General features: G+C 64.3%; 25 protein-coding genes and 1 tRNA gene. 10 read left to right on the top strand and 16 right to left on the bottom strand.

Annotation, left to right across the window (positions count from 1 at the left end):
- Positions 1–56 precede the first annotated feature (56 nt).
- Entirely contained in the window at positions 57–701 is a 645-nt protein-coding gene (locus WFP39_RS09050) for a PilZ domain-containing protein (RefSeq protein ID WP_336919140.1), read from the bottom strand.
- Between the two features lie 217 nt (positions 702–918).
- Between WFP39_RS09050 and WFP39_RS09045 the strand changes: the two genes are divergently transcribed.
- Both WFP39_RS09045 and WFP39_RS09040 read left to right on the top strand, forming a co-directional pair.
- A complete protein-coding gene (locus WFP39_RS09045; RefSeq protein WP_336919222.1) occupies positions 919–2,262 on the top strand; it encodes an ABC1 kinase family protein in 1,344 nt (447 codons plus the stop codon).
- 74 nt (positions 2,263–2,336) lie between these two features.
- Positions 2,337–2,421, top strand: a tRNA-Leu gene (locus WFP39_RS09040).
- 12 nt (positions 2,422–2,433) lie between these two features.
- Here the strand turns inward: WFP39_RS09040 and WFP39_RS09035 are convergent.
- The 4 genes from WFP39_RS09035 to WFP39_RS09020 all read right to left on the bottom strand — a co-directional run bounded on the left by WFP39_RS09035 (position 2,434) and on the right by WFP39_RS09020 (position 6,363).
- On the bottom strand, positions 2,434–3,552 hold the full coding sequence (locus WFP39_RS09035; protein ID WP_336919139.1) for a cobalamin-independent methionine synthase II family protein: 1,119 nt from the start codon (positions 3,550–3,552) through the stop codon (positions 2,434–2,436).
- A complete protein-coding gene (locus WFP39_RS09030) occupies positions 3,549–4,586 on the bottom strand; it encodes a 5-methyltetrahydropteroyltriglutamate--homocysteine methyltransferase (RefSeq protein ID WP_336919137.1) in 1,038 nt (345 codons plus the stop codon). Before WFP39_RS09030 ends, WFP39_RS09035 begins: the two co-directional genes overlap by 4 nt.
- Before the next feature lie 12 nt (positions 4,587–4,598).
- Positions 4,599–5,132, bottom strand: a complete 534-nt coding sequence (locus tag WFP39_RS09025) for a VOC family protein (RefSeq protein ID WP_336919135.1) — start codon at positions 5,130–5,132, stop codon at positions 4,599–4,601.
- Positions 5,133–5,238: 106 nt separating this feature from the next.
- Positions 5,239–6,363 (bottom strand): CaiB/BaiF CoA transferase family protein, encoded by a 1,125-nt coding sequence (locus WFP39_RS09020; RefSeq protein ID WP_336919133.1) that lies wholly within the window; start codon positions 6,361–6,363, stop codon positions 5,239–5,241.
- Between the two features lie 50 nt (positions 6,364–6,413).
- On the opposite strand from WFP39_RS09020, the gene WFP39_RS09015 reads away from it, so the two are divergent.
- The 6 genes from WFP39_RS09015 to WFP39_RS08990 all read left to right on the top strand — a co-directional run bounded on the left by WFP39_RS09015 (position 6,414) and on the right by WFP39_RS08990 (position 13,108).
- Positions 6,414–7,196: a citryl-CoA lyase gene (locus WFP39_RS09015; protein WP_336919132.1), complete on the top strand. Its 783-nt coding sequence runs from the start codon at positions 6,414–6,416 to the stop codon at positions 7,194–7,196.
- Between the two features lie 403 nt (positions 7,197–7,599).
- Positions 7,600–9,294 (top strand): GMC family oxidoreductase, encoded by a 1,695-nt coding sequence (locus WFP39_RS09010; RefSeq protein ID WP_336919131.1) that lies wholly within the window; start codon positions 7,600–7,602, stop codon positions 9,292–9,294.
- A gap of 17 nt (positions 9,295–9,311) precedes the next feature.
- The gene (locus WFP39_RS09005; RefSeq protein WP_336919129.1) at positions 9,312–10,217 is read left to right on the top strand and encodes an MBL fold metallo-hydrolase; all 906 of its coding nucleotides are present in this window, start codon (positions 9,312–9,314) and stop codon (positions 10,215–10,217) included.
- Positions 10,218–10,222: 5 nt separating this feature from the next.
- Positions 10,223–11,401, top strand: coding sequence for a cytochrome P450 (locus WFP39_RS09000; protein ID WP_336919220.1), 1,179 nt, complete (start codon positions 10,223–10,225; stop codon positions 11,399–11,401).
- A gap of 10 nt (positions 11,402–11,411) precedes the next feature.
- Positions 11,412–12,221 (top strand): N-acyl homoserine lactonase family protein, encoded by an 810-nt coding sequence (locus WFP39_RS08995; protein WP_336919128.1) that lies wholly within the window; start codon positions 11,412–11,414, stop codon positions 12,219–12,221.
- Complete coding sequence (locus tag WFP39_RS08990; RefSeq protein WP_336919127.1) at positions 12,218–13,108, top strand: NAD(P)-dependent oxidoreductase; 891 nt, start codon at positions 12,218–12,220, stop codon at positions 13,106–13,108. Before WFP39_RS08995 ends, WFP39_RS08990 begins: the two co-directional genes overlap by 4 nt.
- Positions 13,109–13,114: 6 nt before the next feature.
- Here the strand turns inward: WFP39_RS08990 and WFP39_RS08985 are convergent, their stop codons facing one another.
- Both WFP39_RS08985 and WFP39_RS08980 read right to left on the bottom strand, forming a co-directional pair.
- The gene (locus WFP39_RS08985; RefSeq protein ID WP_336919125.1) at positions 13,115–13,366 is read right to left on the bottom strand and encodes a hypothetical protein; all 252 of its coding nucleotides are present in this window, start codon (positions 13,364–13,366) and stop codon (positions 13,115–13,117) included.
- A 70-nt stretch (positions 13,367–13,436) separates the two neighbouring features.
- Positions 13,437–14,378, bottom strand: coding sequence for a Na/Pi cotransporter family protein (locus WFP39_RS08980; protein ID WP_336919123.1), 942 nt, complete (start codon positions 14,376–14,378; stop codon positions 13,437–13,439).
- Between the two features lie 39 nt (positions 14,379–14,417).
- On the opposite strand from WFP39_RS08980, the gene WFP39_RS08975 reads away from it, so the two are divergent.
- Both WFP39_RS08975 and WFP39_RS08970 read left to right on the top strand, forming a co-directional pair.
- Positions 14,418–14,645, top strand: a complete 228-nt coding sequence (locus WFP39_RS08975) for a hypothetical protein (protein WP_336919122.1) — start codon at positions 14,418–14,420, stop codon at positions 14,643–14,645.
- A gap of 83 nt (positions 14,646–14,728) precedes the next feature.
- Positions 14,729–14,878, top strand: coding sequence for a hypothetical protein (locus WFP39_RS08970; RefSeq protein ID WP_336919121.1), 150 nt, complete (start codon positions 14,729–14,731; stop codon positions 14,876–14,878).
- A 3-nt stretch (positions 14,879–14,881) separates the two neighbouring features.
- Here WFP39_RS08970 and WFP39_RS08965 read toward each other — a convergent pair whose 3' ends face one another.
- From WFP39_RS08965 to WFP39_RS08925, 9 genes are read right to left on the bottom strand one after another with little or no spacing between them, the layout of a single operon-like run.
- Entirely contained in the window at positions 14,882–15,667 is a 786-nt protein-coding gene (locus WFP39_RS08965) for an SDR family NAD(P)-dependent oxidoreductase (protein ID WP_336919119.1), read from the bottom strand.
- A gap of 4 nt (positions 15,668–15,671) precedes the next feature.
- A complete protein-coding gene (locus tag WFP39_RS08960; protein ID WP_336919118.1) occupies positions 15,672–15,884 on the bottom strand; it encodes a hypothetical protein in 213 nt (70 codons plus the stop codon).
- A gap of 11 nt (positions 15,885–15,895) precedes the next feature.
- Complete coding sequence (locus WFP39_RS08955) at positions 15,896–17,482, bottom strand: phytoene desaturase family protein (RefSeq protein WP_336919116.1); 1,587 nt, start codon at positions 17,480–17,482, stop codon at positions 15,896–15,898.
- Positions 17,483–17,491: 9 nt separating this feature from the next.
- Positions 17,492–18,637 carry a serine hydrolase domain-containing protein gene (locus tag WFP39_RS08950; RefSeq protein ID WP_336919114.1) on the bottom strand — a complete coding sequence of 382 codons (1,146 nt, stop codon included), beginning with the start codon at positions 18,635–18,637 and terminating at the stop codon, positions 17,492–17,494.
- Between the two features lie 18 nt (positions 18,638–18,655).
- On the bottom strand, positions 18,656–19,411 hold the full coding sequence (locus WFP39_RS08945) for an SDR family NAD(P)-dependent oxidoreductase (RefSeq protein ID WP_336919112.1): 756 nt from the start codon (positions 19,409–19,411) through the stop codon (positions 18,656–18,658).
- Positions 19,411–19,836, bottom strand: coding sequence for a nuclear transport factor 2 family protein (locus WFP39_RS08940; RefSeq protein ID WP_336919111.1), 426 nt, complete (start codon positions 19,834–19,836; stop codon positions 19,411–19,413). The genes WFP39_RS08945 and WFP39_RS08940 overlap by 1 nt, the downstream gene beginning before the upstream one ends.
- Before the next feature lie 23 nt (positions 19,837–19,859).
- A complete protein-coding gene (locus tag WFP39_RS08935; RefSeq protein WP_336919109.1) occupies positions 19,860–20,336 on the bottom strand; it encodes a nuclear transport factor 2 family protein in 477 nt (158 codons plus the stop codon).
- Positions 20,333–20,752 carry a carboxymuconolactone decarboxylase family protein gene (locus tag WFP39_RS08930; RefSeq protein ID WP_377923353.1) on the bottom strand — a complete coding sequence of 140 codons (420 nt, stop codon included), beginning with the start codon at positions 20,750–20,752 and terminating at the stop codon, positions 20,333–20,335. Before WFP39_RS08930 ends, WFP39_RS08935 begins: the two co-directional genes overlap by 4 nt.
- 10 nt (positions 20,753–20,762) lie before the next feature.
- Positions 20,763–21,992 carry a serine hydrolase domain-containing protein gene (locus WFP39_RS08925; RefSeq protein WP_336919108.1) on the bottom strand — a complete coding sequence of 410 codons (1,230 nt, stop codon included), beginning with the start codon at positions 21,990–21,992 and terminating at the stop codon, positions 20,763–20,765.
- Positions 21,993–22,010 lie beyond the last annotated feature (18 nt).

Below are 22,010 nucleotides of genomic sequence, written 5' to 3'. Positions count from 1 at the left end.
AAAATGGTTAGGGGGTGGTTAACAGGCGGCAAGGTTTTGCCGCCGCAAGCCGGCATTCAGGTCGGGAAATGCAGACCGGAATATCCCTGCATCGCGGCAACGATGCGCGCCATGTCGCCAAACTGGAAGGTGTCCTCGAACACCAGGCCATAGGTGACCCCGTCCCGCCAGCGGACCTTGGCGTTCACTTCGCCCAGATGCGGCGCGCACAGACGCACGCGCTGGTCGATGGCGAAGCGGGTGGGCGAGACAATCTTGGCGCCCTGCTGCGATATGTCATACAGCGTCGCCTCGGCTGCCACCGCGCCGGAGACAAGGCTAACTGGCGCACAGAAGGCCGCGCGCACGGGGCGCTTGGCAAAGCGGCTGGGACATTCGATGATGCGCGAAATATCGACCGGCTGGCGGAACTTCAGGCCCGCCCGGTCCTCGCTCTGCCACACAAGCTCCAGCGGATAGGCGTCGCCGTTCTGCAATTCCAGTGCCAGTTCCTGGCCTTCGGGCAGCGGATGAAACAGGCGCACGCTGATCCCTGTTTCCGACACATCGCGCACGATGCAGAGAAACTCCGCCTCGCCGCAGCGCAGCTTGGCTGCCCGGATCAGAATAGTGAAACGCGGCGCGGCGCGCTGTTCGGCGGCAGACGCATCCGAGGGCAGGGCGTGCGCCTCGGCGGGGCTCAAAGGCAAGGCATCGTGCATGGCGTATCCGATCCTTTATGCGCCGCCTGCCCCAACAGGGCGCCGCAACCATTGCAGTCTGGACCCTAACCCCGACTGGTTGCTGAACCTCTAACGAACACCGGTCACAACTACGAAGCCTCGCGGCGTGTCGAGATGTGCCGTGTCCAGAGGCGTCTGGGCCATGCAGCCTTCGGGGCATCTGGCGCCATCCGGGCGCCGCGCCTATCTGCCCGGCATGACCGACCGCCCCCGCTCTGGCGGATACCGCGTGCCGCATGGCCGCCTCTCGCGCCTCAGCCAGTTCGGCCGGCTGGCGGGCGGCGTGGCGGGCGGCGTGCTGGCCGAGGGCGCGCGGCGGCTGGCAAGCGGAAAGCGTCCGCATCTGCGCGACCTACTGCTCACCCCCGGCAATGTCAGCACCGTGGTGGAACGCCTCGCGCATCTGCGCGGGGCAGCGATGAAGCTGGGGCAGATGGTGTCGATGGATGCCGGCGATGTGCTGCCCGCGGAACTCGCGCAGATCATGGCGCGGCTGCGCGACAATGCGCATCACATGCCGCCCGCGCAGTTGCAAAAGGCGCTGAACGCGCAATGGGGCACGGATTGGCGCAGCCGCTTCCAGCTTTTCGACGCCAGGCCAATTGCCGCCGCCTCGATCGGGCAGGTGCACCGCGCGATCACGCGGGACGGACGCGAGCTTGCGATCAAGGTGCAATATCCCGGCGTGCGGGAAAGCATCGATGCCGATGTGGACAATGTCGCCACTTTGTTGCGCCTGTCGAACCTGCTGCCCGCCAGCGTGGACATCGCCCCCTTGCTGGCCGAGGCGAAGCGGCAATTGGCCGAGGAAGCCGATTACCTGCGCGAAGCGGCGCAGATGCAGCGTTTTGCCGCGCTGCTGGCCGATGATCCGGGTGTGATAGTGCCCGAACTTGCCGCAGATTTGACCACGCCCAGCGTGCTGGCGATGAGCTTTGTCGAAGGCCAGCCGATCGAGGCGCTGGAACGCGCGCCGCAGGGAACGCGCGATGCGGTGATGGCGCGGATGATCGGCTTGGTGCTGCGCGAATTGTTCGATTTCGGGATGATGCAGACCGATCCCAATTTCGCCAATTTCCGTTTTCAGCCTGATACCGGGCGTATCGTTCTGCTCGATTTTGGCGCGGCGCGCCCGGTGGCCTCGTCAACAGCGGAAGGGTATCGCCGCCTTTTGGCCGCCGGACTTGGCGGGGATCGCGACGCGGTGCGCGATGCGGCGGTGGCGGCGGGCTTCATGGGGAAGGGCGCGGTGGATCGGTATCTGCCGCGCGTGAACCGAATGATTGATGTGATCCTATGCGAAATGAACCGCCCCGGCGCGTTCGATTTCGGGGACCGGCGCTTTGTCGCCACCCTGCGCGAAGAAGGCATGGCCATCGCCGCCGACCGTGCCACCTGGCACGTCCCGCCGGCTGATCTGCTGTTCGTGCAGCGCAAGATCAGCGGCACCGCGCTGCTTGCCGCCCGGCTGAAAGCGCGGGTCGATGTGCGCACAATGGTGCAGCATTGGGTAGGTGGCGGCGCAGTGCCCGCAGCTTGATCCCCTTTTGCCGCGATTGTTTTTTCGCGCTCGCTTGCGGTGGCGCGCGATACAGGCGAAAGAGCGCGCGAATAGCGGGCGTGGCGGAATGGTAGACGCCGGGGACTTAAAATCCCCTGAGCCTTGCTCGTGCGGGTTCGAGTCCCGCCGCCCGCACCAGATTGCGCATGTTTACCAGTAGCGCCGCGATGCGATCTCGGCCCCTTGCGCCAGCGCGGCGAGTTTGGCCCAGACCACCTCCGGGTCGATGGTGTTGCTGCCCGCATGCACTGAAAAGCCGCAATCGACCCCCGCCATCACCCGCTCGCGCCCCAGCAGATTGGCATAGCGGGCAATGCGCTGCGCAATCAGATCCGGGTGTTCGATATAGGGTGATTGCGGCTCGATCATGCCGGGGCACAGCATCTTGCCATCGGGCAGAGGGTGATCTTCGAAAAAGGCGAATTCGTGGTTGTGGCGCGGATTGGCCCCTTCCAGCAGCACCGCCTGCGGTTTGGCGGACCAGACGATGTCGGCAATATCGGCCAGCGGCACGTCGCAATGGTGCGGGCCGGGGTAATTGCCCCAGCACAGATGCATCCGGCACTGCTCTGCCGGGATATTGCGCAGCGCATGGTTGAGCGCGGCGACATTCATCCCGATGCGCTTGCGGAAATCCTCAAGGCCAAGATGCGTGAACTGCACATGGCGGCCCATGGCAAGGTCCGGGCAATCGACCTGCAAGGTGATCCCGGCCGCCGCAATGGTTTCGTATTCGTGGCGCAGCCCTTCGGCGAGGGCAAAGACATATTCCTCGTCCGTCGCGTAATGCTGGTTGGGGAAGAACAGCGCGGTCACGCCGGGGCTGGCGGCGGACATGAAGGTTTGCTGCCCTTCGGCCAACCGATTGAGGCGCGCGGCATCCTCGCGCGGGGCGTCCATGTCGATCACCTCGATCGGGGCGGTGCAGGCGGGGGCGGAGCGCTTGGCACGGCCCTTGTTGCCAAAAACCTGCGCCTTGGCGCCGGGGAAATCCTCCAGATCGGCAAATTCGTATTGCCCCGCCTCTCCGCCAAAGCCCGACAGGCGGTGCTTGATATAGGTGGCGTAGCTGGGCTTGGACATCTCGCCATCGCCCAGAACGGTGATGCCCGCCTGCTGTTGCCGCGCGATGACATAGGCGGTTGCCCGGTCAATCGCTTCGGCAAGCGCGGCCTCGTCCACCGCCTCGCCCCCTTCGCGGGCCAGCATCAGGTCAAGCAGATAGTCCGGGCGCGGCAGGCTGCCGGTATGCGTGGTGGCAAAGCTCATGCCAGCTCCGCCCGCACGATCGCCGCACCTTCCGCCATCGCCCGCATCTTGCCGAAAGCAACATCGCGCGGGAGATATTTGAGGCCGCAATCGGGCGCCACGATCACCCGCTCCGCCGGCACATGCGGCAAGGCGCGGCGAATGCGCGCGGCAACCTCGTCCGGCTTTTCCACCTCGTGCGTCGACAGGTCGAGCACGCCGAGAATGATCGTCTTGCCCGGCAGTTTTTCCAGCACGCTGGTATCCAGCTTGCTCTGCGCGGTTTCGATGCTGATCTGCTGCACCTCGCTCGCCGCCAGTTCGGGCAGGAAGGAATAGCCTTCGGGCCGTTCATGAATCAGATGCGCATAGCCAAAGCAGATGTGCAGCGCGGTCGTCCCCTCGATCCCTTGCAGCGCCCGTGCAAGCGCCTTGAGGCCATAGGCACGCGCCTTGTCGGGCCGCGCCTGCATATAGGGTTCATCCAGCTGCACCACATCCGCGCCGGCGGCAAACAGGTCGCGGATTTCCGCATTGACCGCGCCGGCATAGGCGAGCGCCAGCGCTTCCGGGTCGCCGTAATAATCGTCCTGTGCTTGTTGGCTCATGGTAAAGGGGCCGGGCACGGTGATCTTGATTGCCTTGCCGGGCGAGGCATGGGTGCGCAGGAACTCGACATCGCGCACCTGCACCGCGTGGCGGCGGCTGATTTCGCCCACCACGCGCGGCACAGGCACGGGTTCACCCGACCGGTCGAGCGCGGTGCCGTGATTGTCCATGTCCACCCCGCTGAGCGCGGTGGCGAAGCGGTTGGAATAGCTTTCGCGCCGCATCTCGCCATCGGTGATGATGTCGAGCCCGGCGCGCTCCTGCTCGTGAATGGCGTAAATCGTGGCGTCATCCCAGGCTTCTTCCAGGAACTCCTCCGGGATGCGCCACAGCTCCTTCTGGCGGGTGCGCGGGGGGAAGCAGCCGGCAAGCTTCTTGCGATCGATCAGCCATTCGGGCTGGGCGTAGGAGCCGACCAGCGCGGTCGGCAGCAGGGGCAGGGCCATCCGTGCCGGGCCTTACGCGGCTTCTTGGCTGCGGAAGGTGTTGTTGCTGGTCCAGTCGCCCGCCAGCCAGCGCTTCAATTCCGCATGGGCATTGGCGCGGCGCTCGGCATCGCCCGCCGCCGCACGCGGATCGTCGCAGGTAAACTCCACCGTCATGCCGTTGGGATCAACAACATAGACGCTGCGGCAATAGCCGTGTTCCAGCACATAGGTCGCCTCCAGCCCGGCGTCCTTGATGCGCTTCTCGACCTCGGCCTGAAACTCCTCGTCCACGGCCAGCGCCAGATGCACGAAGGGGGTCTGCGGCATGTCGGGGACGAACAGCTCCTCATCCTCCTTGTTGGCAAACTGGAAGAAGGCAAGCGCGCCGCCATCGCCAATGCCGAAGAAGCAGTGGCAATAGGTGCGCTCCTTGCCGAACAGCATATCGCTTTCGCACCAGGTGGCGACCAGCGGCAGGCCAAGGATATCCTCGTAGAAATGGCGCGTCGCCTCCATGTCCTTGGTGACATAGGCGGTGTGGTGCAGGCGCTGTGGCAGTTTCATTCCATCCTCTCCCCAATTCCCCGTGTGCGGCCGCTGTTGCGCGGCCCTTTATGGAGCGCAGCCTATCAAATCCGAACGCCTTGGCAATCGCGCACAATGTGCAGCGTTAATCCCGGCCCAATATTTCCTTATTGTCCGCGCCCAGTTCAGGCGGCGGCGTGACGCTGTCCTGCGCCTCACCGTCAAAACGGATGGGGCTGCGGATGGTGCGGAAGCGGCCGCGCGGCCCTTCGCCTTCGACCACCAGCCGGTGATGCGCAGCAAGGTCGCCCTCGACCACTTCCTTGCTGGTGTAAACCGCGCTGTGCGGCACTTCGCGCGCGGCCAGCCGCTCCTCCCAATAGGCGCGGGGCTGCGTGGCGAAGATGGGCGCGAGGAAATCGACCACCTTCTCGTAATTCGCGATGCGCGCGGGACGGCTTTCGAATTCGGGCCGCTTCAGCATGTCCGGCTCGCCCACCGCTTCGGCCAGATTTTCCCAGAACTTGGGCGGAGAGGACATGTGCAGCGCGATCCACCCCCCATCGGCGCATTGGAAAACATAGGATTGCGAGACATGCGGGCGGCTCCACGGCCCCATCACTTCATCGACGCTCAGGTAATGGGTAAAATCGTCGAGGTTGAAATGGCTCATCGCCTCGAACATGCTGGTTTCGACGCGGCGACCTTTCCCGGTTTTCTCCCGTTCATACAGCGCGGCAAGCACGCCATAGGCGGCGTAAAAGCCCGTCACCGCATCGCCAATGGCGGGGCCGACGACGCGCGGCTTGGCGGGGTTGACCAGCAGACGCAGAAAGCCGGTGGCCGCCTGCGACACGGTGTCGAACGCGGGGCGATCCTTCCACGGCCCGTCATTGCCGAAACCCGAAATGTCGACATAGATCAGCCGCGGATTGATGCCCTGCAACCGCTCTGCCCCCACGCCAAGGCGATCCGCCACGCCGGGGCGGAAGTTCTGGATGAACACGTCCGCGCCTTTCACCAGCTCGTCAAAAGCGGCCAGATCCTCAGGCAACTTCGTGTTCAGCGTGACCGATTTCTTGCCCCGGTTATAGGTCTGGAAATGCGGGGAATAGAGGTCGCCCTTGAAGGCGCGGAAGGGGTCGCCCGTTTCGGGCATTTCCACCTTGATCACCTCTGCCCCAAGGTCTGCCAGCAGCATCCCGCAGGCCGGGCCGGTAATGAATGTCCCCATGTCGAGCACGCGAATGCCCGCGAGTGGTCTTGCCATTTCTCTCTCCCTCAACGAAGCGTAGCTAAAGCCGCAAAGGGGAGAGAGCAATGCGCATCGGCAAGCAGGACCAGCCGTTTTCCGCCATCTGCACATCGGATGCCGACAGCATCACCGTGCGGGGCAAGGATCTGTGCGAGGACATTATCGGCAAGTTCGATTTCTCGTCATACTTCTGGTTCCTGGTGACGGGGCAGCAGCCGGACGCGAACCAGAGCTTTTTCTTGAACGCTGTGCTGTGCGCGCTGGCCGAACATGGCCTTGTCCCCAGCGTGGTTGCCGCACGAATGACGCTGGCCGCTGCGCCCGAAGCGTTGCAGGGCGCGGTGGCGGCGGGGTTGCTCGGCTGCGGCAGCGTGGTGCTGGGCAGCGCGGAGGTTGCGGGTAAGTTCTACGCCAAGTGCGTGGCCGACCAGCGGGCGAGCGGCGATGATTTGCACAGCGTGGCGGTGCGCCAGATCACCGAGCTGCGGCAGACGACCAAGGCGATCCCCGGCTTCGGCCACCCACAACATTCCGAAGGCGACCCGCGCGCCAACCTGCTGCTGAAACTGGCGGATGAGCGCGGCGTTTCGGGCGAACACGTGGCGATGATGCGCGCGCTGCAAGCGGCCCTGCCCGAAACCATCGGGCGAGAGCTGCCCGTCAATGTCAACGGCCCGATCCCGGCCATCATGCTCGACCTCGGCTGGCCGGTGGCGGCGCTGAAAGGCATCGGCTTGCTGTGCCGCACCGCAGGCCTGATCGGGCATCTGACCGAGGAAGCCGAGCGGCCCATCGGCTTCGTGATGAGCGGGGCGGCGGCGCAGGCGATCAGCTATGATGGGGAGTGATATGAGAAAGAGGTGGTTCTCAGCACTTGCGATAGGCGTAACTCTGATCGCTGGAAGCGCGGTTGCCCAATCGACACTGCTTGGACCAAGGGGAGAATTCTCAAGTCTGTTTTACAGGCTGGAATACGATCCAAGCCGTAATTGTTACAAACCCACACGTCCCTTCTCGAATAACAGAGATGGCTGGGCGACTTATCGGGCTTCAGCAGACCGTTATCTCAATTGCCTTGAGGCAAACGCAAATGCCGATATGCGCTATGCTCAAGTGGTCGTGCAAGAGGGATACGAAGAGGCCGTGGAGGACTTCCTGCGAGAATTGGAACGCGGATACTAACGCCCGATACAATCCCCCTTGCCAAGCCTCGCTCCCCTGCGCACGATGCGCGGCGGGAGAGAGTGATACATGATCGCAGGCGAATTCGATTACGTTGTTATCGGCGCAGGCAGTGCCGGGGCCTGCGTGGCGGCGCGGTTGGGGGAGGATGAGACCAAGACCGTCTGCGTCCTCGAAGCAGGCGGGCCGGATACGCATCCCTTCATCCATGTGCCCAGCTTTGTCGCCGCCGCCATAGGCCGCAAGGAGACCAACTGGCGGTTTGAAACCGTGCCGCAGGCAGGGATGGCGGGTCGCCGCATCGGCGTGCCGCGTGGCCGCGTGCTGGGCGGGAGCGGCGCGATCAACGGCATGGTCTATTTCCGCGGGCATCCCACCGATTACGACGATTGGGCGGATGCAGGCTGCAAAGGCTGGTCCTATGCCGAGGTGCTCCCCTATTTCACCCGCACCGAGCATAACGAGGATTACCCCGAAAGCGTGTTCCACGGGAAGAGCGGCCCCATCAACGCCAAGATAGTGGAGGGGCCCAACCCGCTCAATTACGCCTTCATGGATGCGCTCGCCTCGCTTCAGTTCAAACCCTGCCCCGATTTCAACGGGCCGGACCCCGAAGGCTTTGGCAGGCGGCAGGGCCTGATCCGCGACGGGCTGCGCGAATCGAGCGCCAAGAACATGCTCAAGCCCGCGATGGCGCGCGGCAATATCCACCTGCAAATGCACGCGCAGGTCGCCCGCATCGTGCTGGAAGGCAAGCGCGCCGTGGCGGTGGAACTGACTGACGGCCGCGTGATCCGCGCGCGCCATGAGATCGTGCTGTCCGCCGGCACGATCCAGACGCCGCAGATCCTGATGCTCAGCGGCATCGGTCCCGCGCAGCACCTCCAGGATATGGGCATCGATGTGCTGCACGACCTGCCGGGAGTGGGCGGCAATTACCAGGACCACGTCGCCAGCCCGATCCACATGGAGACGAGCGACAGCACATCCTACGGCATCAGCTGGAAGGCCCTGCCGCGCGACATCTTCTGGTTCCTTTACTACCTCGCGACGCGCAAAGGTCCCTTGGCCGGAAATGTGTTTGAAAGCGTCGCCTTCCTGCGCACCGATCCGTCGCTCAGCAAACCCGATGTGCAGTTCGTGTTCCAGCCGGCCAAGCGGCTGACCAACCCCAAGGTGCCTTTCCCGCTGGGCCATGGCTACGCCATCAGCCCCGTGGCGCTCTATCCCAAGAGCCGGGGCACGGTGCGCCTTGCCAGCACCGATCCGGCCGCCGCCCCCTTGATCGATCCGCAATTGCTGGCTGAACCGGAGGATATCCTCCCCCTGATCCGCGCGCTGAAGATCAGCCGCGCCGCCTTCGCCAGCGCGCCTTTCGCCAGGTATAACGGCGTCGAGGTCGCGCCGGGGCCGCATGTGACCAGCGACGAGGGGCTGGACCGCTATATCCGCGAAACCGGCTATACCGTGCATCACCCGGTGGGCACCGCGCGCATGGGCGATCCGAAGGACGCCGCCACCGTGGTCGATCCGCAATTGCGCGTGAAGGGCATTGCAGGCCTGCGCGTGGCCGATGCCTCTGTCATGCCCACCGTCATCGGCGGCAACACAAACGCGCCCTGCGTGATGATTGGCGAACGCTGCGCCGATTTCATTTTGGGCAAGCCAGCGCTGCCTGCCGCCGAGCTGCCGCCCGAAAGCGTGGCGCGTTACAAACCCGGCGCGAAAGCACCGAAAACAAAGCAAGCGGTAAAAGCCGCCTGAACGGGAGAGAGGCCGACATGGCACGCGACACGATGATGAGCTGGCAAGTGGGCGATGTAACCGTCACCCGCATTGTCGAAATCTGGAACTTCACCGACCACATCAACATGACCATGTCCGACGCGACGCCCGAAGAGGTGATCGCGCTCGAATGGCTGCACCCGCATTACGCCACGCCCGACGGGCAGCAACGGATGAATTTCCAGGGTTTCGTGGTGCAAGCCGGTGGCCGCAACATCGTGGTGGACAGCTGCATCGGCGCAGGCAGGCAACGCGACTTCGATGTGTTCTGCAACCTGCCCGAAGGTTTTCTGGAAGACCTTGAATCGCTCGGCCTGACGCGCGAACAGGTAGACACGGTGCTGTGCACCCATTTGCATTTCGACCATGTCGGCTGGAACACCTACAAGGACCCGGAAACCGGCACCTACAAGCCCACCTTCCCCAATGCCCGTTACCTGTTCGGCCGCACCGAATACGATGCGTGGCAGAACGTCATCCGGCATGACGGGCACCATACCGACACGCACCTTGTCGAATGTGTCGATCCGATCGTCGAGCTGGGCCTTGCCGACTTTATCGAGGCCCATCACGAAATCGCCTCCGGCCCGGACTGGCGCATCTTTACCGAGCCGAGCCACGGCCACACGCCCGGCCATGTCCATGTCTGCATCGAAAGCAGGGGGCAGCGCGCGGTGATCACCGGCGATCTGATGCACCACCCGATGCAATGCGCGATGCCGCATCGCACCGCCACGTTCGACATGGACAAGGACGCGGGCCGTGCCAGCCGGATCAGCTTTGTCGAGACATATCGCGACAGCGGCGTGGTCGTAATCGGCGCGCATTTCTTCGATCCCACCGCCGGGCACATCGAAACCGCGCCCAATGGCGAAACCTGGTTCCACGGGCTGGGGCTGTGAGCGCGATGAAGGACATCCCGCTTTTCCCCTATGACATCTTCACCCCCGATGCGGTGCGCAATGCCCGCGAAGTGGATGACGAGGTGCGCGAATTCGCGCCCGCCGTGCGCCTCTCCGATGGGACGGTGATGATCGCGCGGCACAAGGATGTGACCGCAGGTCTGCTGGACTGGAAGAGCTTTTCCTCCCGCTCGCGCCCGTGGCACGATCCCAATTCGCCGCGCCCCGAAATCCTCCTCACCGACGACCCGCCCCGGCACACGCAGGTGCGCAAGGTGATTCAGGACGCGCTCAGCCCGCGCGCTCTGGAACGCACCAAGGCGGTGTTTCAGCAGGCCGCCGAGGAGTTCGTGACCGAATTGCGCAGCCGCGAGGGTGAGGCGGTGGATGCCGTGGGCGAGATCACGCAGGCCTTCATCTTCCGCGTGCTGCCCGATGTGCTGGGCCTGCCAAGGCAAGGCCGCGAGCACATGCACGGTTTCAGCCAGATGGTCTGGGCCACGATGGGCCCGCCGGGCGAATTGTTCGACGAGGCGATGCGCCAAGATTTCTCCGCCGTGATCGCATGGCTGGGCACTGCATGCGACCGGGACGCGCTTGATCCCGATGGCATTGGCGCGGAAATCTTCCGCGCGGCCGATCGCGGGCAGGTGACGATGGACGAGGCCAAGCTGCTGCTGCAAACCGTGCTGAGCGCGGGCGCGGATACCACTTACCTCACCATGGCCAATGCCATCCGTGCCTGGGCGCTGTTTCCCGACCAATATGAAAAGCTGCGCGCCGATCCCCGCCTGTTGCGTGGCGCCTTCGATGAATCGCTGAGGTGGGATTCACCCAGCCGCATGGCAGGCCGCATCACCACCTGTGATGTGCAGGTGGGCGATCTGGTGGTGCCTGCGGGCACGCGCTGCGGGCTGATGTTCGCCGCCGCCAACCGCGATCCGCGTTATTGGTCGGAGCCTGAGAAATACGACATTGAACGCGACACGAAGCATTCGCTGGGCTGGGGTTACGGCGTGCACGGCTGCGTGGGCCGCGTGCTGGCGCAGACCGAGGCGCAGGCGCTGCTCGGCACGCTGGTGCGCGAAGTGGCGGCGTTCGAGATCGCCGGGGAATATCAGCCGTGGATGACCACGGTGGGGCACGGACCGATCAGCCAGCCGGTGCGGCTCACCTTCGCCTGATGCCAAGAAAATGAGCGCACCCGTTACCCGTATCGACGCGATCCGCTATGCCCGGCACGACCGGATGGCCGAGGCGAACTTTGCCGCGCTGGTGGATGACCACGATGTGTCCATGCCGCTCGATTATTTCATCTGGGCGATCCATCGGCAGGGCGAGCCGCCGGTCATCGTCGACACCGGCTTTGGCGAGGCGGCGGCGATGGCGCGAGGGCGTATCATCACGCGCCCGGTGGTGGACGGGCTGCGCGCGGCGGGGATCGACCATCTGCTGGTGGAGAATGTGATCCTGACGCACCTGCATTACGACCACGCAGGGGGTTTGAGCACCTTTCCCAATGCCCGTTTCCATGTGCAGGATGCCGAAATGGCTTTCGCCACCGGGCGGCAGGTGTGCGACCACGGCGTGCGCGCACCGTTTGACGCGGAGCCGGTCGCGCAATTGGTGCGCAAGGTCTATGCCGACCATGTCGTGTTTCACGATGGCGATGCGGAGTTTGCGCCCGGTATCCGGCTGGCGCTGTGCCCCGGCCATACCGCCGGGCTGATGGCGGTGGTGTGCGATACGGCGCGCGGGCCCGTGGTGCTGGCGAGCGATGCCGCGCATCTGTATGCCAATATCACGCGGGCGAACCCCTTTCCGATCTTCGTGGACGAGGACGCTTACGCCGCCGCCCAAACGCGCGTGATGGAACTGGCGGGCGGCAGCCTTGACCATGTTATACCCGGCCACGATCCGCTGGTGCTGACCGCCTTTCCTTCCAAAAACGACATTGCCCGTGTGGACTTGTCGCCCTACCGGCCGGTCACGGAGTATCTATGACGCAAATCGGTTTTCTGGGCCTTGGGCGCATGGGCGCGCCCATGGCGGCGAACCTGCTGAAAGCGGGCCATCGGCTGCTGGTGCATGATGTCTCGGCAGATGCCGTCGCGGCGCTGGTTGCACATGGGGCAGAGGCCGCCGGATCGGCCGCCGCGCTGGGTGAGCGGTGCGATATCGTTTTCACCAGCCTGCCCACCCCCGCCATTGTGCGCGAAGCCGTTCTGGGGCCGGAAGGCGTATGCGCGCGCGGCTACCCGCAGATCCTGTGCGACCTGTCGACCAGCGGCCCGCAACTCGCGCAGGAACTGGCCGCCGCGCTCGCGCCCCATGGCGTCGCCTGTTTCGATGCGCCGGTATCGGGCGGGATCAAGGGCGCGGTGGAGGCGACCATCTCGATCATGGTGGGCGGACCCGCGGCCGAATACGAGGCGCGGCTGCACCCCTTGCTGGATCTGATCGGCAAGCCGTTTTTCATGGGCGAGGCACCGGGTTCAGGGCAGACGATGAAACTGGTCAACAATCTGCTCGGCGCAGTTGCCATCGGGGTGACGGCGGAAGGCATGGCCTTCGGCATCAAGCAAGGGCTCGACCCGGCACGCATGATCGAGGTGCTCAACCAGTCCACCGGCATTAATTCGGCGACGCGCGACAAATGGCCGCGCAGTGTGTTGCCGCGCACCTTCGATTTCGGCTTTGCCGCCGCGCTGAGCCTGAAGGACACGCGGCTGCTATTGGACGAGGCCGAAGCAGCAGGCGTGCCGCTGCCGCTGGGGCGGATTGTGGAGGGCTATCTCGAAAAGACGCTGCAACGCGAAGGGCCGGCTGCCGATTTCACCGCCATTGCCAAGGTAGTGGAAGAGGCAGCCGGGCTTGATCCCGATCGTTAGGAGCGATCAGGCCTTCGAAGCCGCTTCGGCTGCCTTGCTGCGGCGCGCGGTCTTGGCCGCGGGGGCACCGTGGCGCTTGTCATAGGCGCGCTTGGCGAGATAGCCGCCCGCACCCACCACCAGCAGCGCGGGGATGCTGAGGCGGCGAACCAGCGGAACCGCAACCGCGCCCAGAAGGGCACCGCCCGTGCCGCCGATCGCTGCGCTGTGCTTTGCCGCCTGTGCGCCTGCAACGGCGCCGATAACCTTGCCAAACATGGGTAATCTCCTTGCTGTCTGGCCTGTCAATGCGCCAAGGGCGGGACGGGTTCCCTGAGGCGCTTGCGCCTTACTCTCCCGGCCGCAGCGGACGCGCGGCGTAGAAGCGCGTGACCAGCGGGATCAGCGCAAAGCCGATCACCGCCACGCCCAGATTGAACAGCAGATGCGCGGTCGCCACCGCCATCGTGCCCGGCCCCGTCATGCCGACCACAAAGGCACTGAACGCGCCCAGAAAGGGCAGGAAGGCCAGCACGCCCGCCATGTTGAATACCAGATTGGCAAAAGCCGCGCGCTTTGCCACCGCACCCATAGACAGCGCGGCAAACAGCGCGGTGGAAGTGGTGCCGATATTCGCCCCCAGTACGATAGGCACCACGTCAGGCGTGGCGAGCAGACCTTGCGATACCGCCACCACGGCAAGGCCCACCACCACGCTGCTCGATTGCAGCAGCGCGGTCAGCACCACGCCGATCAGCAGGCCGATCCACGGATTGCTGGCATGGATCAGCCAGGCGGCCGCCTCCTCAGACTGGCGCAGCGGCGCGACATAGGAACTGATGAGCTGCAGCGCGAGCAGGATGATGCCCAGATACAGCACCGCATGGCCGAACAGGCGGATACGTTGCGGCGCGAAGTGCATCAGCGCGCTCAGCACGATCAGGAAGGGGCCAAGGATCGTTGCGTTGATCGCCACCAGCCAGGCGGTGGAAGTGGTGCCGACATTCGCGCCCAGAAACACCGGCAGGCTGCCGCGAAAACTGATCGTGCCCGCCTGCACCAGCGCCACGGTGATCCCGCTGATCGCGCTGGAGGATTGCACCAGCGCGGTGAGCAGCGCACCGAGGCCGAACCCCGTCACCGGATTGCCGGTAAGCCGGGTAAGCAACCGGTCCAGCGCCGCCCCGCCCGCCTTGCGGATATCGTTGCTGAACCCCTTCAGCGCATAGATGAACAGTATCACCGCTGCGGCGATCGACACCCCGATTTCGAATAGCACATATCCATCCATGCCCCCCACGCTGCACCTTGCGGGATTGGGAGGCAAGACATGGTAAACTCGCTTTTCTTTGCCACCGGATGCGCCGATGATGGCAATGCCCTTCACCGTCAGGAACTTGCCGCCAAGTCTGCCCTGATCCCCGCCCTGATCCTTGCCCAGTTTCCTGCCGGGGACATGGCAGAGCTGCGGGTGGAGGGGCGCTGCACCTATCCGGAATTGCTGGCGCGGCGCGCGGGCCCTGCTGCGCGCCTTGTCACCTGCGGCGAAGCCACCTGACGGCCGATGGCATCGCCTTTGCCACGCGCGGCTTTGCGCCCAATACGCGCTTTACCGGCAGGTGGAATGGCCGCGAATTGCAAGTGGGCCGTATCATTGGCCCCAACCGGTCAGACGACGCACGCGGCTCGTGCCGGATCGAATACCGGCAGAACGGAATCTCCGCCATTATCTGCACTGCCGTCGCAGGCCCGCGCAGCTACATCGTCAATTTCATTGTGCCCGATATCTAGAGGTCAGATATCGTTGCGGATCGTCGCCAGCGCGCCGCCGTCGATCTCCCACTTCGCGCCGTTGACATAGCTCGCCTCGTCCGAGAGCAGGAAGGACACGACATCGCCCACTTCGCGTGGGTTTCCGACGCGGTTGAGCGTTGCGACCTGGCCCAGCTTGTCCATGCCCGCCTGCACATCGCCGTCGAACATCTGTTCGAGCATCCCCACCAGCAGCGGGGTTTCGATCACGCCGGGCATCACGCAGTTCACCCGCACGCCTTTTTGCGCCACTTCGCTTGCCGCAGTGCGGGTGAGGCCGACCGCGCCGTGCTTGGCCGCGTTATAGGCGCAGGCCCCGGCAAGGCCGCGTTCCGAGCCGATGCTGGCGGTGTTGACCACCGCGCCGCGCCCGGCCGCCACCATGTGCGGGAGCACGAAACGCAGGCCCAGGAACATCGAGCGCAGGTTCACCCGGATGATCTTGTCAAACTCCTCCACCGGATATTCGTGCGTGGGGGCCAGCACGCCTTCGATCCCGGCATTGTTGAAAAAGCCGTCGATCTTGCCGAACGCGTCCATCGCCGCGCGCGCATAGCCCTCGACCGCCGCCTCGTCCGCGCAGTCGGCGACATGGGCAAGCGCACGATAACCCTTGGCGGTGAGTTCATCGGCGCGGGCTTTCACCCCCTCGGCGTTGATATCGACCAGCAGCACTTCTGCCCCTTCGCGGCACAATATCTCGCAGGTGGCAAAGCCGATGGAGCCGGCGGCACCGGTCACGATGATGGAGCTTCCCTTGTGGCGCATGATGTCAGCCTTTCGATGAGCGGAACGGCAAAGTAAGAATGAACCAGGCAAGACCGGGGGTGAGCAACTTCAGGAAGTTCTTCGCTTCCTCCGGCGTCAGCGTGGCGGTCATCGGCATGGTGCCATAAACCTTGCCTTTCAGCACAAGGTCATTGCCCTTGCGCTCGATCTTGCTGACCTGCATCAGCTCGGACTTGTCGGCGGCGCGGATCTTCATCGCTGGCTCCTTCAGGGCCGATTTCTGGGCCGGACTTCGTCAAAATCGATGCCGAGGTCTTCGGCCATCACCATTGCGGTGGCGCGGCCGGCACCGAATACGCCGCCGCCCGGATGCTGGAACGGGCCGACCAGATAGAGCCGCTCCACCCCCGGCACGCGGTATTGGCCAAGTTCCGGCGTCGGCCGGTGGCTGCCCGATTGGTAGGGCGTGGTGGCAATGCCGTGCAAATCGCCGCGCAGGAAGCTGGGGCTGGTGCGCTCCATATCCACCGGGCTGTCGCAATGGTAATCGAGCACCGCATCGGGCAGATTGGCGATGTATTTGCTCATCTGCGCGATCATCTTCTCGGCAAATTCGCCCTTCGCCTCATCCCAGTTGCGCCCGTCCTTGCGGGCATAGGGAACATAGTCCCAGGCGTGGAAGATCGCCTTGCCCTCCGGCGCGCGGGATGGATCGTGCTGCGTCAACTGGCCCACGCCCACCAGCGGGGTGGGGCTGAAATTGCCGTAACGCAGTTCGTCAAAAGCGCGGCGCATATCCTCGTATTCGGCCGGCATCAGCTCGTACATCACGGCCGAGAGCGGCGCGCCGTCGTGGCGTTTTGCCTTGAATTGCAGCGGCGCATCGAGCGCGGCGTGCACCGTGAAACATGCCGCGGGCGTGATGTGGGTGCGTTTGGCATTGTGCGCCACATTGGCGGGCAGGCCGGGCACCATATCGGGCAGGATATGCGGGTGGATCGCGCCGATCACGCCGTCTTTGGCAGTCAAACGCGTGCCATCGTCCAGCACCACGCCCGCCGCCTTGCCGCCATCGGTCAGCACTTCGCGCACCGGCTTGCCCGCCTGCACGCTGCCGCCGTGATCCTCGATACAGGCGATGAGGGCACGGGTAAGCGAACCCGATCCGCCCACCGGCACGCCAAAGCCGAACTTTTCAAGGAAGCCGAGGAAGACATAGGCGCCGATGCCGGTCGCCTTCTCGTCGGGCGAGACGAGGTTTTCGCCCGCCACGCGGCCGAAATGCGCCTTCACCTTGTCGTGCTCGAACAGCTCTTCCATCAGGTCGAAGGTGGAGACACCCATGGTGCGCATGATCTCGCGCCCTTCGGCGCTCTGGTCCATCATCGCGGTCTGCGCGCCCAGTGGCATGGGCGGGGAATAGAGCCCTGCCTGAATCATCGGCAGCCATGCCGCTGCCTGCTCGCTCATTTTCAGAAAGGTCGCGGCGTCCTTGTGGCTGAAGCGGGCGATGGCCTCGGCGCTTTTCGCCGGGTCGCGGTGGAGCGGCAGGGTGGAGCCATCCTCCCACACGCTCATCATCGGCACATCGGGAAAGACATAGCGCAGGCCGTATTTCGCCTTCAGCCCCAGATCATCGTTCAAGAGCAGCGGATTGCCCTGAATGAAGATGTGGCTCATCGAATGCTGATCGTGGATGAAGCCGGGCCGCGTCAGCTCGCGGGAAACCACCCCGCCCCCGTGCCATGCGTTGCGTTCCAGCACCAGCACCCGCTTGCCCGCACAGGCAAGATAGGCGGCGGCGACCAGGCCGTTATGGCCCGATCCGATTACGAGGATATCTGCGTCGGCCATAAAAATCCTTCAAAGACAGGCGGAAAGGGCAATGTCGGACAGTTTGCCGCAGCGCTCGATATTCGCGGCCTGCGTCATCACGCCGGCGGACAGGAAGGCAAAGGTCACATCCGCTTCCGGATCGACCCAGAACATCGTGCTGCCCGCACCGTAATTGCCGAAGGTTTCCGGGGACGAGAGCTGGCCGAACAAATGCTGGTAAACGCCGGTTCCGCGCACCTGAAAGCCCAGCCCCTGATTGGCGGGCGGCACCTGCCACCCGGCGCGAAGGGCCACGCCCTTGTAGAGTTCGTTCGGCTTGTCGCCGGTGTGGATACGGCGCGCGAGCCGGATCATGCGGGGCGACAGGATGCGGTGGCCTTCCAGCTCGCCTTCGCGCCGCAGCATTTCGGCAAAGCGCCACAGATCACCGCAGGTGCTGGCGCAGCCGACATGGGGGGCTTCCACTTCCGGGTCCTCGAACAGCGCGTGATCGCCCGGCCGATTGCGCGACAGGTGCTTGATCGGCACCGTGCCGCGCATGTCGGGGCGCACGTGGCGCACATCCAGATCGGCGCGCAGGCCCATGCTGGTCGAATGCATTTTCAGCGGTTCGAACAAATCGTCGTGCAGCAACGTGCGGTAATCGCGGCCCTTGGGATCGGTGCGCACCAGCGCCATGCCCATCAGCACATGGTTGACCAGCGGGGAGTAATCGCACCTCTCACCAGGCGGCGAAGTGCCGTGCACATGAGCGATGCTTTCCTCGAACAATTCCTGAAGCCGGTCGAGGAACATCCCCGGTTTCGGGCTCCACACGCCGGGCATCCCGGCCTGATGCGTGATGAGGTGGTAGAAGGTCGCATCCTCGCGCGGCTTGCCGGTGAATTCGGGCAGGACATCGCGCACCTTGGTGGTGAGGGCAAAGCGCCCTTCCTCGATGGCGCGCAGGATCAGCACATTGGTGAAGGCCTTGGTCACCGAAAACAGGCTGAAGACATCATCCTTCTTCAGCGCCCGCTGCTGCCCGGCATAGGCGTGGCCAATCGCCTCGTCGAACACCAGAATCCCGCCGCGCCCCACTTTCAGCACCGCGCCGTAATAATCGCCCTTGGCGATGTCGGCTTCGATCACCGCTTTGAGGTGGTCCAGCCGTTCCTGCCAGATTGCTGTCATTTGTCCTGATCCTGTCCGTCATCCTGCCGCGACAATGCCGCCATCCACCGCCAGCATCGCCCCGGTGATGAAACTTGCCTCGTCGCTCAGCAGGAAAGCCACTGCGTTTGCCACGTCCTCCGGCGTCCCGTTGCGGCGCAGCGGGATGTTCTTGGCGCGCTGTTCGTATTGCTCGGCGCTCACGAAGCCTTCCGTCGCAGGGGTGGGCACGCTGCCCGGCGCAATCGCGTTGACGCGAATACCGCGCGGGCCAAGTTCGCCTGCCAGCACCTTGGTCAGCCCGGCAATCCCGGCCTTGATCGTGGTATAGGCGCCGGTATTGGGCCGCCCGCGATAGGCGACGGGACTGGAGTAATTGAGGATATTGCCGGGCGCGTTCTCGTCCCTGTGCGCCAGAAACGCCTGCACGCCCCAGAACACGCTTTTGAGACCCGCCGACAGCATCCGGTCGAGCGTGGCCTCGGTCACCTCCTCGATCGGTTCGTAGACCAGCACCGAGGCGTTGTTGATCACCGCGCGCAAAGGGCCGGCATCGGCAGCGAAATCCTCCGCCAGCTGGAAGAAGGCATCGCGGCTGCCGCAATCCGCGCCATAGCTGAAGGCGCGCCCGCCCGCGGCGATAATGCTTTCCGCCACGCTGAGCGCGCTTGCCCCGTTGATATCGGCCACGCCCACAATTGCGCCCTCGGCCGCGAGACGGTGGGCAATCGCTTCGCCCAGCCCGCGCCCGGCACCCGAAATCAGGATCGGCTGGCCCACAAAGCGGCCCGCCATCACACGATCCCGAACCATTTGGCGGTGTAGAGCGAATCCATATATTCGCGCATCGCGTCGATCTTGCCGTTCGATATTTCGAACACCCAGCAATAATCATTGTCATAGACCTTGCCGTCCATGCTCTCGCCGGTGGAATTGCTTTCCACGCACACCCAGGTCACGCCGTCCTTCGTCTGGCTGAACATCGCCTGCACATGCACCTTGGGATCGCCGGGCTTGAACATGCCGCGCACAGGCGCGAGGAATTCGTCGATGATCGCCATGCCCACATGGCGTCCGGCGCCGGGAATGTCCTTTACCTTCGGCTCCCACACGCTGGTGTCGTGATAGAATCCCCGAAGCGTTTCGAGGTCGCCGCTGGACAGCACCACGAAGAAATCGAGCACCAGTTGTTCTGCCGCATTGGCCGCTGTGACGGTCATCATCCCCTCCCTTTTCGCGGCTGCTATTTCAGTCCGCGCGCTTCGTCGGTTGGTGGCGGCAAGGTCGGCATCGGCCCGCCCGAATGCAGCGCGACGCGGCCATAACGGCTCCTGAAGCGCCACTTGCCTTCCACCTTCACGTAATGATCGTCGAACCCGCCGACATAGATCGCGCCCGATGGTTGGGGCGGATCGATCCCTTCATGGCTGGAGAGCATGGTGAGGTAATTGGTGCCGCGCGCCTCGGTCTCGGACAGCACTTCCACCAGCACATTGGTGACGATGTGGCGCACCAGGATCGGCTTGCGGTCGCGGAATATGGCCTGCACCGCCCCGCGCCCATGAAACGGATGGTCAGGCTGGAAGGGCCGCGCATAATGGCAATCTTCGGTAAACAGATCAGCCATCGCCGCGTGATCGCCATTGTCGGCATAATGCGCGAACAGCAGCGGCAGTTTGGCCACCTCCGCCTCGATCCGGGCGCGCTTTTTGGCTTTCATTCGCCGTTCTCCGCATCGATTTCGGCAAAGGCCTCGTTCGCCAGCCGGAAACTGTCCACCGCCGCCGGGATGCCGCCGTAAATGCCCACCTGCAGCAGCACTTCGCGGATTTCGTCGCGCGACAGCCCGTTGTTGAGCGCGCCGCGAATGTGGATCTTCAGCTCGTTATGCCGGTTGAGGATCGCGATCATCGCCAGGTTGATCAGGCTGCGGTCGCGCAGGGGCAGCCCCTCGCGCCCCCAGTTCCAGCCCCAGCAATAGGTGGTGACCAGTTCCTGCAACGGCTCGTTAAAGGGCCCGCTTTTCGCCAGCGCCTTGTCGACATAGGCATCGCCCAGCACCTGCCGGCGGATGGCCATGCCGCGGTCGAACATTTCGGCACCGGTCATTTCGGAGGCGGATTTTGTCTCGGTCATCGAATGATCCTCACAGGACGGAATAGACGGCATCGATCAGCCGCCGCGCGCGCGGGCCGTTGGTGCCCACGGCGTGCATCTGGTTGCAGCAATAGGAAAAGCCGATCCGCGCATCGGGATCGCCAAAGCCGATCGATCCGCCAAGGCCGTGATGGCCGAAGCTGCGCATGTTGGGCCCCATATAGACCGCTTCGGGCGTGTTGAGCAGCACGCCCAGCGCCTGATGATAGGGCCGCTCCTGCAACAGCTCGGTCTGGTTGTGCTGTTCGGTTATCATCGCTTCCAGCGCATCGCGGGAAAGCAGCGAAATGCCGTCCACCGTGCCCACAGTCGCGCCATAGATCCGCGCGACGCCGCGGGCATTGCCATGGCCCGATCCGCTGGCGATCTCGCAGGTGCGCCAGATGGGCGAATTCATCGTGGTGTGCCACGGCTCGTTCGGGTTTTGCAGGAAGGCGAACTTGCGCAGCACCACCCCGTCCTGCCAGCCTTCGGGCGTTGTCGGCCTGTCGGGCATGGCAGTGTCCTTGGCCGCGAACAGGCGTGCGCCGGTATTGGGCAGAACTTCGGCCACGTGGCTCTGCTCCTCGGCGTCCATCCCGCCGATATAGTATTCGGCATGGAGCGGCCCGGTAACGCACTGGCGCAGGAACGGGCCCACCGTCATGCCCGTCACCCGGCGCATGATCTCACCCAGCAGGAAGCCCTGGTTGTGCACATGGTAGGCCGCGCGCGTGCCCGGCTGCCACAGCGGTTCCTGCACTTCCAAGGCGCGGATATAGGCGTCGTAATCGAAGAAGCCGCCCGGATACATCGTGTCGGTCGTAAGGACGGGGATCGCCGCGCGGTGATCCAGGCACCAGCGCACCAGGATATCCTCTTTCCCGTTCTGCGCGAATTCGGGCCAGTAATGCGCCACCGGCTTGTCGATATCGATCAGGCCATCGGCCACGCACATGTTGAACGCAATGCCGGTGACGCCCTTCGCCACGCTCATCATGCAGACGGTCGAATGTTCGTCCCATTCGGCGCTGCGATCCGCGCGCGCCCAGCCGCCCCACAGATCGACCACCGTCTCGCCATCGACCACGACCGAACAGCCCGCGCCAAGCTCGTCCTCCTCCGCAAAATTGGCGAGGAAGGCGTCCACCACCGGGCGAAACGCCTCGTCATAGCGGCCATGCAGCGGAAAGTCCCCGCCGCGCGCGGAAATGGTTTCGTGAAATTCGGCGCGTGCCAATGCTCTCTCCCCAATTGG

It is taken from the genome of Alteraurantiacibacter lauratis (assembly GCF_037154155.1).
Taxonomy (GTDB): Bacteria; Pseudomonadota; Alphaproteobacteria; order Sphingomonadales; family Sphingomonadaceae; genus Alteraurantiacibacter; species Alteraurantiacibacter lauratis.
This window is presented reverse-complemented; position numbering and strand designations above follow the sequence as displayed.